The 15,046-nt window shown below is 72.1% G+C and carries 7 protein-coding genes and 1 pseudogene; 4 read left to right on the top strand and 4 right to left on the bottom strand.

What is annotated here, in order from left to right:
• Window positions 1–19: 19 nt before the first annotated feature.
• Window positions 20–1,273, top strand: a complete 1,254-nt coding sequence (locus QUE47_RS03085; protein ID WP_286218514.1) for a cation:proton antiporter domain-containing protein — start codon at window positions 20–22, stop codon at window positions 1,271–1,273.
• Window positions 1,274–1,327: 54 nt separating this feature from the next.
• Here the strand turns inward: QUE47_RS03085 and QUE47_RS03090 are convergent.
• Window positions 1,328–2,811, bottom strand: a pseudogene (locus tag QUE47_RS03090) (xylulokinase).
• A gap of 221 nt (window positions 2,812–3,032) precedes the next feature.
• A complete protein-coding gene (xylA, locus tag QUE47_RS03095) occupies window positions 3,033–4,208 on the bottom strand; it encodes a xylose isomerase (RefSeq protein WP_286218515.1) in 1,176 nt (391 codons plus the stop codon).
• A gap of 98 nt (window positions 4,209–4,306) precedes the next feature.
• On the opposite strand from xylA, the gene QUE47_RS03100 reads away from it, so the two are divergent.
• Complete coding sequence (locus tag QUE47_RS03100; RefSeq protein WP_286218516.1) at window positions 4,307–5,563, top strand: ROK family transcriptional regulator; 1,257 nt, start codon at window positions 4,307–4,309, stop codon at window positions 5,561–5,563.
• Window positions 5,564–5,608: 45 nt separating this feature from the next.
• Here the strand turns inward: QUE47_RS03100 and QUE47_RS03105 are convergent, their stop codons facing one another.
• Complete coding sequence (locus QUE47_RS03105; RefSeq protein WP_286218517.1) at window positions 5,609–6,670, bottom strand: aldo/keto reductase; 1,062 nt, start codon at window positions 6,668–6,670, stop codon at window positions 5,609–5,611.
• A gap of 90 nt (window positions 6,671–6,760) precedes the next feature.
• On the bottom strand, window positions 6,761–7,846 hold the full coding sequence (locus QUE47_RS03110) for a LacI family DNA-binding transcriptional regulator (RefSeq protein WP_286218518.1): 1,086 nt from the start codon (window positions 7,844–7,846) through the stop codon (window positions 6,761–6,763).
• A 238-nt stretch (window positions 7,847–8,084) separates the two neighbouring features.
• Between QUE47_RS03110 and QUE47_RS03115 the strand changes: the two genes are divergently transcribed.
• Window positions 8,085–14,639: a pectate lyase-like domain-containing protein gene (locus tag QUE47_RS03115; protein WP_286218519.1), complete on the top strand. Its 6,555-nt coding sequence runs from the start codon at window positions 8,085–8,087 to the stop codon at window positions 14,637–14,639.
• Window positions 14,594–15,019, top strand: a complete 426-nt coding sequence (locus tag QUE47_RS03120) for a carbohydrate-binding protein (RefSeq protein WP_286218520.1) — start codon at window positions 14,594–14,596, stop codon at window positions 15,017–15,019. Before QUE47_RS03115 ends, QUE47_RS03120 begins: the two co-directional genes overlap by 46 nt.
• Window positions 15,020–15,046: the final 27 nt, after the last annotated feature.

The raw sequence follows: 15,046 nt of genomic DNA on the forward strand, positions 1-15,046 counted from the left end.
GGTCGGGTCGGGTGGACCCGTGACCACCACGACTCTCGCCGTGCTCGCCTGCCTCGTGCTGGTCTGGGCCGTCGGCTCGGGCGCGCTGCAACGCCGTGAGATCACGGGCCCGCTGGTCTTCGTCGCCGCAGGGGCGCTGCTCGCCAACGACGCGTGGGGGCTCGTGCCGCTCGACGTCGAGACCGGAGCGGTGCACACGCTCGCCGAGCTCGCGCTCGCGCTCGTGCTGTTCGGCGACGCCGTACGGATCGACCTAAGGGCCCTGCGCAGCACGGCGGCGCTGCCGGCCCGGCTGCTGCTCCTCGGGCTCCCGCTCACGCTGCTCGCGGGGACCGGGGCAGCGCTCCTGCTGCTCACCGACCTGCCGTGGGAGCTCGCGCTGTTCGTCGCCGCCGCCCTCGCACCGACCGATGCCGCACTGAGCTCGCAGGTCATCACGGACACACGGGTGCCGACCCGGCTCCGAGTCGCGCTCAACGTGGAGAGCGGGCTCAACGACGGGCTCTCCACCCCCGTCGTGACCCTGGCGATCGCCCTCGCCGGGGTGAGCCTCGGCGTCGGCTCCCTCGAACGGCACGGGCTCGGTGGTGCGGCGCTCGAGATGCTCGTCGCACTCGGCATCGGCGCCGGGGTCGGAGCAGCAGGGGCCTGGGGCCTCGCGCTGTCCTCCCGGCGCGGGTGGGCCGCAGGCGGAGCCCTGCGCATCGGGACCCTGGCCACCGGCATCGCGGCCTTCGCGCTCGCCGTGGCGGCCGACGGCAACGGATTCGTCGCCGCGTTCGTCGGCGGACTCGTGTTCGGGCTGGTCACCGACCGTGAGCAGTGCGAGACGCACCGGACCACCGAGCTGGTCGAGCTGGGCGGTGAGCTGATGACGCTCGTGGTGTGGTTCATGTTCGGTGCGGCGCTCGTCCCCATGGCGGTGGAGCACGCGTCCTTCGCGACGGTCGGCTACGCGGTCGCGAGCCTCACCGTGGTCCGGCTGCTCCCGGTCGGCGCGGCGCTCCTCGGCTACCGGATCCCGGCGCGCGACGTCCTGTTCCTCGGGTGGTTCGGGCCACGAGGGCTCGCGTCCGTGGTCTTCGCGCTGCTCGCCCTGGAACAGCTCGGCGAGGGCCCCGTGGTGACGTCCGCCGTCGCGACGGTCGCGACGACCGTGCTCCTGTCCGTGGTCCTCCACGGCGTGACCGCCGGGCCGGCCGCGTCCGCCTACGCGCGCGGCGGCCCGGAGCACCCGTCGTCGCCCGAGGCCCGCGGGAGCTACCTGAACTGAACCGGCCCGAACCGGGCTGAGCCGGCGTTGGCCGGCGTCAGCCGGCCCGGACCGTCAGACCAGGTCGCGCACCGCCGCGTACTGCTCGCGGACCACGGGCTCGCCCTCCGCCTCGTAGACCGTGGCGGACGACGTCGTCCACCGCGGCGCCGACGCCTCGCCCGACAGCACCCAGGCGGCCTGGCGGGCCGCGCCGTCCGCCACGTACTCCCCGGGCTCCGGGACCGTGACGGGCATGCCGAAGACCTGGGGCGCGATGCGCCGCACGGCCTCCGACTGGGCACCGCCGCCGATGAGCACGAGGCGATCGACGGCGACGCCGAGGTCGCGCAGGGCGTCGAGGCCGTCGGCCAGGCCGCAGAGCATGCCCTCGACGTGCGCCCGCGCGACGTGGGCAGGGGTCGTGTTGCCGAGCCGCAGCCCGTGCAGCGTGCCCGTGGCGTCGGGGCGGTTCGGGGTGCGCTCGCCCTCCAGGTACGGGACGAGGACGAGTCCGTCGGAGCCGGCGGGCGCCTGGAGCGCGAGGCGGGAGAGGCCCGCGTGGTCGACGCCGAGCACGCGACGGGCGGCGTCGAGCACCCGGCTGGCGTTGAGGGTGCACGCGAGCGGCAGGTACGCACCGGTGGCGTCCGCGAAGCCGGTCACCATCCCGGTGCCGTCGGCGGTCTGCGCGGCCGCGATGGCGGAGACGACACCCGAGGTGCCGATCGACACCGCCACGTCGCCGGGGACCATCCCGAGGCCGAGCGCGGCCCCGGCGTTGTCGCCCGCACCGGGGCCGATCAGCGCGCCGCCCTCGACCTGGGCCCCGGCGACCGACCCTGCCGCGACCCCGCCGGACTCCCCCGGGCCGAGGACGCGGGGCAGCACGATCGCGTCGACGTCCGCCGCCCCGCGACGCAGCGCGAGCCCCAGCAGGTCGCGGCGGTACGCACCGCTCCCCCGTCGGCCGAGGCGTCGAGGTAGCCGGTCCCCGAGGCGTCGGAGCGGTCCGTGACGAGCGCCGACAGGTCGGGCTCGAGGCCCTCGCTGCGCGGGCCGAACCCCGCGATGCGCCAGGTCAGCCAGTCGTGAGGCAGGGCGACCGCCGCGATGCGGGCGGCGTTCTCGGGCTCTGCGTCGGCGAGCCAGCGCAGCTTCGTGACCGTGAGCGAGGCGACCAGGACGGAGCCGACGGCGTCCGCCCAGGCCTGCTCCCCCGCCGTCCCGGTCGACTCCCCGAGCTCGGAGATCAGGGCCAGCGCGGCGTCGGCCGAGCGCGTGTCGTTCCACAGCAGCGCGGGCCGGATCACCTCGCCGTCCTCGTCGAGCACGACCATGCCGTGCTGCTGACCGCCGACCGCGATCGCCGCCACGTCGTCGAGCCCGCCCGCCGCGGCCGAGGCCTCGCCGAACGCGACCCACCACGCGGCGGGGTCGACCTCGGTGCCGTCAGGGTGCGGTGCCGTGCCGGAGCGGACGAGCGCCCCGGTCTCGGCATCGCGGACGACGATCTTGCAGGACTGCGTGGACGAGTCCACGCCGGCGACGAGGGGCATCGGTGCTCCGGGGTCTGTGCGGGCGTTCGGTCGGGTCGGGCAGGTCGGGCGTCAGGTCGGCTCAGGCCGCGTCAGGTCCGGTCAGCGACGTGGCGCGGCGTCCGCCCCGCCGCTCCGGGGCCGGACGCCGGCGCTCACGACGAGCGCGACGACGTCCAACCCCTGAGCGGACGAGCGGGACGGGTGGTGCTGGTGGTGCTGGTGGTGCCGGTGGTGCCTGCTCAGCCGATGAGGTGCTTGAGCGCGAGCTGGTGCAGCCGCACCAGACCGTAGTCGCGGGTCGCCGCACCCTCGACGTCGAAGTCCTCGTAGGCCGAGCGGTCGGCGAGGAACGAGTCGAAGGTCTCGTCGCCGCCGAGGGTCGGCTCGCCGAGCTCGAAGAGGCCGGCGTGGGCGAACGCCTCCTGGACCTCGCTGTCGGCGCGGTACTGCGCGGACTTGGCGGCGAGCATGGAGTACGTCTCCATGTTGGCCTTGGCCGACTCCCAGACACCGTCGAGGTACTCGGTGCGCGACGGCTTGTAGTCGAAGTGCCGCGGGCCCTCGTAGCGGGGTCCGCCGTTGGGGAACCCGTTCTCGAGCATGTCGACCGTGAAGAACGCCGAGAGCAGGTCGCCGTGGCCGAACACGAGGTCCTGGTCGTAGCGGGGGCCGTGCTGGCCGTTGAGGTCGATGTGGAAGAGCTTGCCCAGGTGCAGGGCGAGCGCGAGGCCGTGCGTGTAGTTCAGGCCGGCCATCTGCTCGTGGCCCGTCTCGGGGTTGACGCCGACGATGTCGCCGTTGTCGAGCGAGTCGATCAGGGCGATCGCGTGCCCGATGGTCGGCAGGAAGATGTCGCCGCGGGGCTCGTTCGGCTTGGGCTCGAGGGCGATCCTGAGGTCGTACCCGCGGTCCTTGATGTACGCGGCGACGGTGTCGATGCCCTCGGCGTAGCGCGCGTGGGCGGCGTTGAGGTCCTTCGAGTTGTCGTACTCGGTGCCCTCGCGCCCGCCCCACATGACGAAGGTGCTGGCGCCCATGTCGGCGGCCAGGTCGACGTTCGTGAGGACCTTGCGCAGGCCGTAGCGGCGGATCCCGCGGTTGTTCGACGTGAACGCGCCGTCCTTGAAGATCGGGTGGCTGAACGTGTTGGTCGTGACCATCTCGCAGACCATGCCGGTGTCGGCGGCGGCCTTCTTCACGGAGTCGATGTGGGCCTGACGGTCGGCGCCCTCGGTGCCGAACGGGAACACGTCGTTGTCGTGGAACGTGAAGCCCCACGCACCGAGGTCGGCGAGCTTGCGGACGGACTCGGCGGGGTCCAGCTCGGGCCGGGTCGAGGGGCCGAACGGGTCCGTGGCGCTCCAGCCGACGGTCCAGAGTCCGAACGAGTACTTGATGTCCTGCGTGCTGGCCACGAGCTTCTCCTCATCGAGTGGTGCTGCACCGGCCGGATCCTTCCGGACCGATTAGTTGTACGGTTAAACATAAATGACCGGCCCGATAGGGTCAACCCGTGATCACGCACCAGGGGGACGAGGACGTCCGGGAGGATCCCGTGGGATCCCGCCCGCCGAGCGCCGTGGGCGGGGCGACGAACCGCAGTGCCGCCGCGCGCCAGGGCTCGCTGCGCGAGCACAACCTCGCCCTCGCGCTCCGCGCGATCCTCGGTGCCGACAGCCCGCCGTCCCGCGCCTGGGTCGCCCGCGCCACCGGCCTCACCCGCCCCACGGTCTCCACGCTCGTCGACCAGCTCGTGCGGGCCGGGCTGATCGCCGAGCTCGCGCCGCTCCCCAGCCAGGGCGCCGGTCGTCCAGCGGTGCCCCTGAGCGCGGCGCCGCGCTCCGTCGTCGGGCTGGGCCTCGAGGTGAACGTCGACTACATCGGCGGCCGGGTCCTCGACCTCACCGGCGACGTCGTCGCCGAGGCGGTGCTGCCGGGCGAGTTCCACGACGCCTCGCCGGCAGCGGTGCTGGGGCGCCTCGGCAACCTCGCCCGGGACCTGCTCGCGAGCGTCCGGCAGGAGGGCATGGTCCCCGTCGGCGCGCGACTCGCCCTCCCCGGGCTCGTCGACCTGCGGGAACGACGCCTGCGGGTCGCCCCGAACCTCGGGTGGTCGGGTCTGGACCCCGTACCCCTCCTCGGCCTGCCCGACGACCTCGACGTACAGATCGCCAACGAGGCGAACCTCGCCGGGGTCGCGCAGCTCAGCAAGGGCGGCCCGACGTCGTTCCTGTACGTCTCCGGCGAGGTCGGCATCGGTGCCGCGATCGTCCTCGACGGCGAGCTGTACCTCGGCCGGCACGGCTGGAGCGGGGAGATCGGGCACGTCGCCGTGGACCCGGCCGGGCCCCGGTGCCGGTGCGGCGCGCACGGCTGCCTGGAGCAGTACTCGGGCAAGGACGCGCTGTGCACGGCCGTGGGACTGCCGGTCACGGCGAGCGCTGCGGACCTCCTCGACCGGCTCACCCGCGAGGACACCGCAGCCCGGGCAGCCGCCGCGCGCGCCGGCACCGCGCTCGGGCAGGCCGTGGCCGCGACGGTCAACCTCTTCGACGTCGACACCGTGCTCCTCGGTGGGCTCTACGCGGACCTCGCCGACCTGCTGCTGCCCCACGTCCGCGCGGAGCTCGACGCCCGCGTGCTGGCGACGCCGTGGTCGCCGGTCGACGTGCGGCGCGCGCCGGTGGCGTCGCACGCAGCGCTCAGCGGGGCGGCGCGGCTCGCGCTCCAGGGCGTGCTCGACGACCCCGGGGCCTACGTCACGCCGTGAGCCGCCGGCCGGCTCGCCGTCACGAGCCGGCCGGCGTGCCCGGGGTCAGCGCCCGGTGCCGTCCACGGCGTACGGCTCGATCGCGGCGATCTCGTCGTCCGTCAGCGCCGGCGCGTCGAGGGACGCGACCGTGTTCTCGAGCTGGCGCACGCTCGACGCGCCGACGAGCGTCGACGTCACCCGGTCGTCACGACGCAGCCATGCGAGCGCGAGCTGCGCCAGGGTCTGCCCGCGACCCTTCGCGATCTCGTCCAGCGCCCGCACCCGCTCGAGGTAGTCGTCGGACAGGTTCTTCGACGACAGGAACGGGGAGTCGGACGACGCGGCCCGGGACCCGGCCGGCGCCTCACCCGAGAGGTAGCGGTCCGTGAGCAGGCCCTGCTGCAGCGGGGAGAAGGCGATCACGCCGACCCCGAGGTCGCCCACCGCGTCGAGCAGCGACTCGGACTGGACCCCGTCGTACGCGTCCTCGTGCATCGGGTTCTCGACGTGCCGGTTGAACATCGAGTAGGACGGCTGGTGGATCGTCAGCGGCGTGCCGAGGTCGGCGAGGACGCGTGCCGCCTCGCGGGTGCGCGCCGGCGAGTAGTTCGAGACCCCGACGTACAGCGCCTTGCCCTGCTGGACGATCTGGTGGAGCGCGCCCATGGTCTCCTCGAGGGGCGTCGCCGGGTCCGGGCGGTGGTGGTAGAAGATGTCGACGTAGTCGAGGCCCATGCGCTGCAGGGACTGGTCGAGCGACGACACGAGGTACTTCTTGGACCCGAAGTCCCCGTACGGCCCGGGCCACATCCCGTAGCCGGCCTTGGACGAGATGATCAGCTCGTCGCGGTACGGCGCGAGGTCCTCGGCCAGGACGCGGCCGAAGTTCTCCTCGGCCGAGCCTGCGGGGGGCCCGTAGTTGTTCGCGAGGTCGAAGTGCGTGACGCCGAGGTCGAACGCGCGACGCAGCGTCGCGCGCTGCGTCTCGAGCGGGTTCAAGTGGCCGAAGTTGTGCCAGAGGCCCAGCGAGAGCGCGGGCAGGTCGAGCCCGCTGCGCCCGCAGCGGCGGTAGGTCATGGAGTCGTACCGGGTGTCGTCCGCGAGATATCGCGTGGTGGCTGCCATGCCGCCATGATGCCAGCCGCCGGGGACACGACCTGCGGCCCGATCGTCCCGCGTTGAGGCGGCTCGCCCAGGCGAGTCGCGCACCACGGCTCAGGCGGAGTCGCGCACCACGAGCACGGGGTCGAAGATCGCCGACCGCGGGGTCGCAGTCCGGTCCGCCAGCAGGTCGAGCAGGATCCGTGCCATCTCGGCCGCCATCTCCTCGACCGGCTGGCGCACGGTGGTCAGTGCCGGGCGGCACACCACGGCCGGGGCCGCGTCGTCGAACCCGACGACCGCGACGTCGTCCGGCACCCGCAGCCCCGCCTCGACGGCGGCGTGGACGGCCCCGACGGCCATGTAGTCGTTGGAGGCGAACACCCCGTCCACCTGGTGCTCCTCGATGAGCCGAGCCATGCACTCGCGCCCGGAGGGCAGCGAGAACGCCCCGCGCTCCACCGGCGCCCACCCGAACCCGTGGCGGGCCATCGCCTCGCGGAACCCCGCCAGCCTGTCCTCCGCGCCCGGGACGTCGAGCGGACCGGTGATGATCCCGATGCGCTCGCACCCGCGCCCGACCAGCCGGTCGACGGCGAGCGCCGCCCCCTGCTCGCTCGCGACGTCGACGTAGCTCAGCCGCATCGGCGTCTCGGGACGGGAGAACAGCACCGTCGGCACCCCGGAGGCGGCGAGCAGCCCGGGGAGGGGGTCGCCGGCGTGGCCGGACACGACGAGGACGCCGTCGGCCCGGCCCTCCCGCAGGTACGACAGGACCCGTTCCCGCTCCACCTCGGAGGACGCGACCATGAGCACCGGGTGGACGTCCCGGGGCTGGAGCGAACCCATGAGCCCGCCGATCACCCGCCCGAAGAACGGGTCGGCGAGCACCTGCCCCGGGCCCCACGGCCCGTCGGGGCCGTCGTCGCCGCCCCCGGACACGACGACCAGCACGGTCCCCGCCCGGCGCGTCACGAGCGAGCGGGCGGCCTGGTTGGGTGCGTATCCGAGGCGGCCCACCGCGCCGCGCACGGCGGCGACGATCTCGGGGTCGACCCCGGCCTTGCCGTTGACGACGCGCGACGCCGAGGCCCTCGAGACCCCCGCCGAGCGCGCGACGTCCTCGAGGGTGACGGCCGCCGTCCGACGCGGGGGGCCACCGTGCTCGCTCCGCGGGGACGTGGGCTTCGACGTGGGCACCGACGCAACCTAGCAGCGGGCGCACGACCCCGCCGGGACGAGCCGGACGAGCCGGCTCGAGCTCGATGCAGCACCGCCGACGACCACGCCGATCCTCACGATCGGGTCACAGCCGTTGCCTTACAGCCCAGTAACACTTAATACTGTGTAAGCGTCCAGAGAGCGCTCTCTGGATCCGTGATCACGAAGCCGTGCCCACGACGCCCCGGTCGACGACGACCGGCCCTGAGGAGGACCGATGACCGTTCCGTCCAGATCCGCACCGACGCCCCGGCGTCGCGGCCACCGGAGAGGCCTGGCGTCGCTGACCGCGCTCGCCGTGACGGCCGCCGGGGTCGCGGTCCCCGCGGGTGCCGCCTTCGCCGCCGACGGCGACGACCCGACGCTCCTGTCCGAGGGCAAGCCCGCCACCGCCTCGTCCTCCCAGTGGGACCTCGCCACGAACCCCGGCGAGGCGTTCGACGGCAACCCCGGGTCGCGCTGGTCCAGCCTGGCGACCGACGACGAGTGGATCCAGGTCGACCTCGGCGCCGAGGCCGCGCTCGACCGGGTCGAGCTCGACTGGGAGGGCGCGTTCGGCAAGGGATACCTGGTCCAGGTCTCGGACGACGGCGCGGCGTGGGACACGTACGCGACGGTCACCGACGGGGACGGCGCGGACGACGTGGTCTCCGCCGACGACGACGGCGACACGACCGGACGCTTCGTCCGGCTCCAGGGCACGGAACGCGGCACGGGGTACGGCTACTCGCTCTGGGAGTTCCGGGTCTTCGGTGCGCTGACCGGGTCGACGGGCGAGCCCACCGACGAACCGACCGACGAACCGACCGACGAACCGACGGACGAGCCGACCGACGAACCGACGGACGAGCCCACCGCGGAGCCCACGGGCGCCACCGTCGAGGTCGTCGAGACCGGTACCGACCGGTGGGAGCTGCTCGTCGAGGGCGATCCCTACACGGTCCGGGGCATGACCTGGGGCCCGAGCGTCCCCGAGGCCGCCGAGCGCATGCCCGACCTGGTCGACATGAACGTCAACACGATCCGCACCTGGGGCACCGACGCCTCGTCGCAGACGCTGTTCGACGCCGCGGCCGACAACGGCATCCGGACCATCGCCGGCTTCTGGCTGCAGCCGGGCGGAGGCCCGGGCAGCGGCGGCTGCCCCGACTACGTGACGGACGCCGAGGGCTACAAGGCCCAGTCCCTCAGCGACATCACGACCTGGGTCGCCGAGTACAAGGACCACCCCGGCGTGCTCATGTGGAGCGTCGGCAACGAGTCGATCCTCGGCCTGACCAACTGCTACGAGGGTGATGAGCTCGAGGCGCAGCAGGCCGCGTACACGACGTTCGTCAACGACGCCGCGGTCGCGATCCACGAGATCGACCCGAACCACCCGGTGAGCTCCACCGACGCGTGGGTCGGTGCGTGGCCGTTCTACGACGAGTACGCCCCCGACCTGGACCTGCTCCAGATCAACTCCTACGGCGCCGTCTGCGACATCCAGCAGGCCTGGGTCGACGGTCCCGCTGGGGACGGTGACTCCTACGACCTGCCGTACATCCTCACCGAGGGCGGGCCCACGGGTGAGTGGGAGGTCGACGACGACGCCAACGGCGTGCCGCTCGAGCCCTCCGACGTCGCCAAGGCGCAGAACTACGCGGACTCCTGGGACTGCCTGATGGACCACGAGGGCGTGGCCCTCGGCGCGACGATGTTCCACTACGGCACGGAGTTCGACTTCGGCGGCGTGTGGCTCAACGTGCTCACCGGCGGCGACCGCCGCCTCGGGTACTACACGATCGCGGACATGTACGGTGCCGACGCCCCGACGAACACTCCCCCGGTGCTGGACGCGCTCGACGTGCCCGACTCCGCGGCCGTGGCCGCCGGCGCGACCTACACCGTGAGCACGACGGCGACCGACCCCGACGGGGACGACGTCACCTACGCCGTCTACCACTCGGGCAACTACGCCACGAACGACGGCTCGCTCGTCGAGGCGGAGTTCACCGAGACCTCGGCCGGGACCTTCGAGGTCACCGCTCCCGAGTTCCCCGGCGTCTGGAAGGTCTACGTGACCGCCGAGGACGGTCAGGGCAACGTCGGCATCGAGACCGCGTCGGTGAACGTCGTCACGGAATCCGTCGACGGCGTCGACCTCGCGCACGGGCAGCCGACCGACCAGTCGAGCTTCCAGATCTGGGGCGCCAACTACTCCGGTGCGATGGCCGTCGACGGCGACCTCTCGACCCGCTGGTCGAGCGGCCCCGCCGAGGGCGAGGACCCGGACGACCAGTGGGTCCAGGTGGACCTGGGTGAGAGCCTCCCGTTCCACACCGTGCAGATCGTCTGGGAGACGGCGTTCGCGTCGAGCTACGCGATCCAGACGTCGGACGACGGCGCGACCTGGACCGACGTCGTCACCGTCACCGACGGTGACGGCGGGATCGACACGCTGGCCGCCGAGGCGACCGGACGGTACGTCCGCATGCAGGGCATCAACCGCGCGACCGAGTGGGGCTACTCGCTCTACGAGCTCCGCGTGTTCGGCGACGCGCCGGGCGACGGCGGAGGCGACGATGGCGGCGACGGCGGCGGCAGCAGCGGCGATCCCACGATCGCGTGCGTCGACAACGTCGCGGTGGGCGCGACGGCGACCGCGGGCATCGCCAGCGTCGGCGGACAGGGACCCGAGCTCGCGGTCGACGGCGACGCCGAGACCCGCTGGGGCACCGAGTGGGGCGGCGACGCCGACTGGCTCCAGGTGGACCTGGGCGAGACCCACGAGGTCTGCGGCGTGAAGATCCTCTGGGAGGGCGCCTACGGCAAGGACTTCGACATCGAGGTCTCGGTCGACGGCACCACGTGGGAGACCGCGGCGGAGGTCCGCGGCGGCACGGGAGGGGCGCAGACCGTCACCTTCGACGAGCCCGCCACGGTGCAGCACGTCCGCTGGCAGGGCATCGCCCGCGGGACCGAGTGGGGACACTCGATGTGGGAGTTCCAGGTGCTCACCGAGGGTGAGCTCGCGCCGTTCCCGACGAGCGACGTCTTCGGCCGGAACACGATCGTCTTCACCGACGACATGGACGACGCCGACATCCAGTCGGTGCTCGACCGTGCGTACGAGCAGCAGGAGACCGACCAGTTCGGCGAGGGGCGCTACCAGTTCCTCTTCGAGCCCGGTGACTACGACGTCGTCCCGCAGGTCGGCTTCTACACGTCGGTCAACGGCCTCGGCCAGGACCCGGACGACGTCCGGCTCAGCGGGCTGAACGTCGACGCCAAGTGGTTCGGCGGCAACGCCACCCAGAACTTCTGGCGCTCGGTCGAGAACTTCTCGGTCACCGAGGACTCGCGCTGGGCGGTGGCGCAGGCCGCTCCCTTCCGTCGCATCCACGCCCTCGGCGACATCGCGTTCGACTCGTCGTCGTACGGGTGGGCGTCGGGCGGGTTCGTGGCCGACTCCACGGTCGACGGCACGGCCAAGGCCTACGCCCAGCAGCAGTGGTACACCCGCGACAGCACGCTCGGCGCGTTCGACGGCGGCCTGTGGAACTACACGTTCTCGGGCGTCGAGGGCGACCTGCCCGAGGCGCATACCGGACCGGGCACCCAGGTCGTCGACCTCGACACCACCGGGGACCTCGCGGAGAAGCCCTACCTCTACACGGACGACGCCGGCGACTACGCCGTCTTCGTGCCGGCGTCGCGGGAGGACTCGCGCGGTGCCACGTGGAAGGACGGGTCCACGCCGGGCGAGTCGATCTCGATCGACGAGTTCTTCGTGGCCGACCCGGACGACTCGGCGGCGACCATCAACGCCGAGCTCGCCTCCGGTCGGCACCTGATCCTCACGCCGGGCGTGTACCGCCTCGACGAGACGATCGAGGTGACGAACCCCGACACGATCGTGCTCGGCCTCGGCTACGCGACGATCATCCCCGAGCACGGCGGAGTAGGTCTCCAGGTCGCCGACGTCGGCGGTGTGCAGGTCGCAGGCATCCTGTTCGACGCCGCGGTCGACGAGTCGCCGGCCCTCCTGGTCGTCGGGGACGAGGACTCGCACACCGACCACTCCGCGAACCCGACCTCGGTCCACGACGTGTTCATGCGCGTCGGCGGTGCCGTGGCCGGCAAGGTCGAGACGGCCATGATCATCAACTCCGACGACACCGTGGTGGACCACGTGTGGTCGTGGCGCGGTGACCACGGCGAGGGCATCGGCTGGGACCTCAACACCTCGGACTACGGCTTCGTGGTCAACGGTGACGACGTCCAGGCCTACGGCCTCTTCGTCGAGCACTACCAGAAGGAGAACACCGTCTGGAACGGGAACGGGGGCCGCACGATCTTCTACCAGAACGAGCTGGCCTACGACGTCCCGAGCCAGGAGGCGTGGCAGAACGGCGACCGTCGCGGGTACGCGGCGTACAAGGTGGCCGACGACGTCACGACCCACGAGGCGTTCGCGATGGGGTCGTACTCGAACTTCACCTCCGACACGGAAGAGGACGAGATCACGGTCGACGGCGCCTACCAGGTGCCCGACACCGACGGGGTCGTCCTCAACAACGTGCTCGCGGTCTCCCTCGGCGGCGAGGGCGTCTACGACCACATCGTGAACGACTTCGGCAACCGGGTCAGCACGACGGCTCCGGGCTACGTCGTCCGCTACAGCAACGGCGTCGGCGTCAACGGAGGCGGCGGTGACGGCGAGCCGAACGGCACGTGCAACACCAACGTCTCACCGCTCGGCACCGCGACGGCGTCCTCGGGGACGGCGAAGCTCGGTGCCGACGGCAAGCTCGACACCCGCTGGGAGTCCGCGTTCAGCGACCCGCAGTGGTTCGAGGTCGACCTGGGTGTCGAGCAGGCGCTCTGCGGCGTCCGGATCCGTTGGGAGGGTGCGTACGCGACCGACTACACGGTCTCGGGCTCCTCGGACGGCGACGACTGGACCGTGCTGGCCACGGTGACCGACGGCACGGGCAGCTCCGGCGACGGCGCGCTGGTCGAGACCTTCGACGTCGACACGGCCGGGACCCGGTACCTGCGGTTCGAGGGCACCGAGCGCGCCACCGTCTACGGGTACTCGTTCTACGAGCTCGAGGCCCTCGTGGAGGACGGGACCGAGGTCGACGTCCCCGACCTCGAGCTGCCGACCTCCGACCTGTTCGGCGAGAACACGCTCGTGTTCACCGACGACATGGAGGACGCGTACATCCAGAAGGTCGTCGACACCGTCTACGCCCAGCAGGAGACCGACCAGTTCGGCGAGGGGCGCTACCAGCTCCTCTTCGAGCCCGGCTCCTACGACGTGAACCCGGAGATCGGCTTCTACACGTCGATCAACGGGCTCGGACAGGACCCGGACGACGTCGCGCTCGGCGGGCTGACCGTCGACGCGATCTGGTTCGACGGGAACGCCACGCAGAACTTCTGGCGCTCGGCCGAGAACTTCTCGGTCGCCGGGGACGCCCGCTGGGGCGTGGCGCAGGCGGCACCGATGCGGCGCGTGCACGTCGAGGGTGACCTCGCGGTGCACTCCTCCTGGTACGGCTGGGCGTCGGGCGGCTACCTGGCCGACTCGGCGGTCGACGGCGAGATCAACGCCTGGACCCAGCAGCAGTGGTACACCCGTGACAGCGAGTTCGGAGCGTGGAACGGGACGCTGTGGAACCAGGTGTTCTCGGGCACCGAGGGGACGCTGCCGAGCACCACGGAGGTCACGGACGAGAACGGCGACACGGTCGAGGTGCCCGGCGCCTGGCCGACGCCGCCGGTCACGGACATCGAGCACACCGGTGTCATCCGTGAGAAGCCGTACCTCTACACGGACGACGACGGCGCCTACCGCGTCTTCGTCCCCGAGCTGCGGGACGGCACCACCGGCACGACCTGGGCCGACGGGTCCACGGCGGGCGAGTCGATCTCGATCGACGAGTTCTTCGTGGCCGACCCGGACGACTCGGCGGCGACCATCAACGCCGAGCTCGCCTCCGGTCGGCACCTGATCCTCACGCCGGGCGTGTACCGCCTGGACGAGACGATCGAGGTCACGAACCCCGACACGATCGTGCTGGGCCTCGGCTACGCGACGATCATCCCGGAGCACGGCGAGGTCGGCATGCACGTCGCCGACGTCGACGGGGTCGAGGTCGCGGGCATCCTGTTCGACGCCGACGTCAACGAGTCCCCCGCGTTGTTCGTGGTGGGCGACGAGGGCACGCACACCGACCACTCGGCGAACCCGATCTCGGTCCACGACGTGTTCATGCGCGTCGGTGGCGCCGTGGCCGGCAAGGTCGAGACGGCGATGATCGTGAACTCCGACGACACGATCGTCGACCACGTGTGGTCGTGGCGCGGGGACCACGGAGAGGGCATCGGCTGGGACCAGAACACGTCCGACTACGGCTTCGTGGTCAACGGTGACGAGGTCTCCGCCTACGGGCTCTTCGTGGAGCACTACCAGAAGTACAACACCCTCTGGAACGGGAACGGGGGCGCACGATCTTCTACCAGAACGAGCTCCCCTACGACGTCCCGAGCCAGGAGGCGTGGCAGAACGGCGACGTGCGCGGGTACGCGGCGTACAAGGTGGCCGACGACGTCACGACCCACGAGGCGTGGGGGCTCGGGTCCTACTCGAACTTCACGTCCGACACGGAAGAGGACGAGATCACGGTCGACGGCGGCTTCGAGGTGCCCCGCACCCCGGGCGTCTCGATGCACCACATGGCGGTCGTATCGCTCGGCGGCGAAGGCATCTTCGCGGCGGTGATCAACGGCGTCGGCGACAAGGCCGACGGCGTCGAGACGATCCCGAGCTACGTGGAGCACTACGTCACGGAGGGGCCGACGGAGCCCGCGCACCCGGCATGGGACGCGTCCGCCGTCTACCTCACCGGGGACCTCGTCACCGTGGGCGACAGGGTCTTCCGCGCATCGTGGTGGACGCAGAACCAGGAGCCCGGCCTCACGGCCTACGGCCCCTGGGAGGAGATCGCCACGACCGACGACGGCACCGCGGTGTGGACGGCGTCTCGCGTCTTCGTGAGCGGCGACGTCGTCGAGCACGACGGGGCGACGTACCGCGCCAAGTGGTGGACCCGCAACCAGGCGCCCGGTGACCAGTGGGGCCCGTGGGAGCTCCTGGGGTGACCACCGCCCGCGGTGGGGCTGCGTCTC

The organism is Paraoerskovia sediminicola, from assembly GCF_030296575.1.
Lineage (GTDB): Bacteria > Actinomycetota > Actinomycetes > Actinomycetales > Cellulomonadaceae > Paraoerskovia > Paraoerskovia sediminicola.

Excerpts from the sequence above, each read along its gene's own strand:
- QUE47_RS03105 (WP_286218517.1), bottom strand. The coding sequence starts at position 6,670 with ATGGCAGCCACCACGCGATATCTCGCGGACGACACCCGGTACGACTCC.
- QUE47_RS03115 (WP_286218519.1), top strand. The coding sequence starts at position 8,085 with ATGACCGTTCCGTCCAGATCCGCACCGACGCCCCGGCGTCGCGGCCAC.
- QUE47_RS03120 (WP_286218520.1), top strand. The coding sequence starts at position 14,594 with ATGGCGGTCGTATCGCTCGGCGGCGAAGGCATCTTCGCGGCGGTGATC.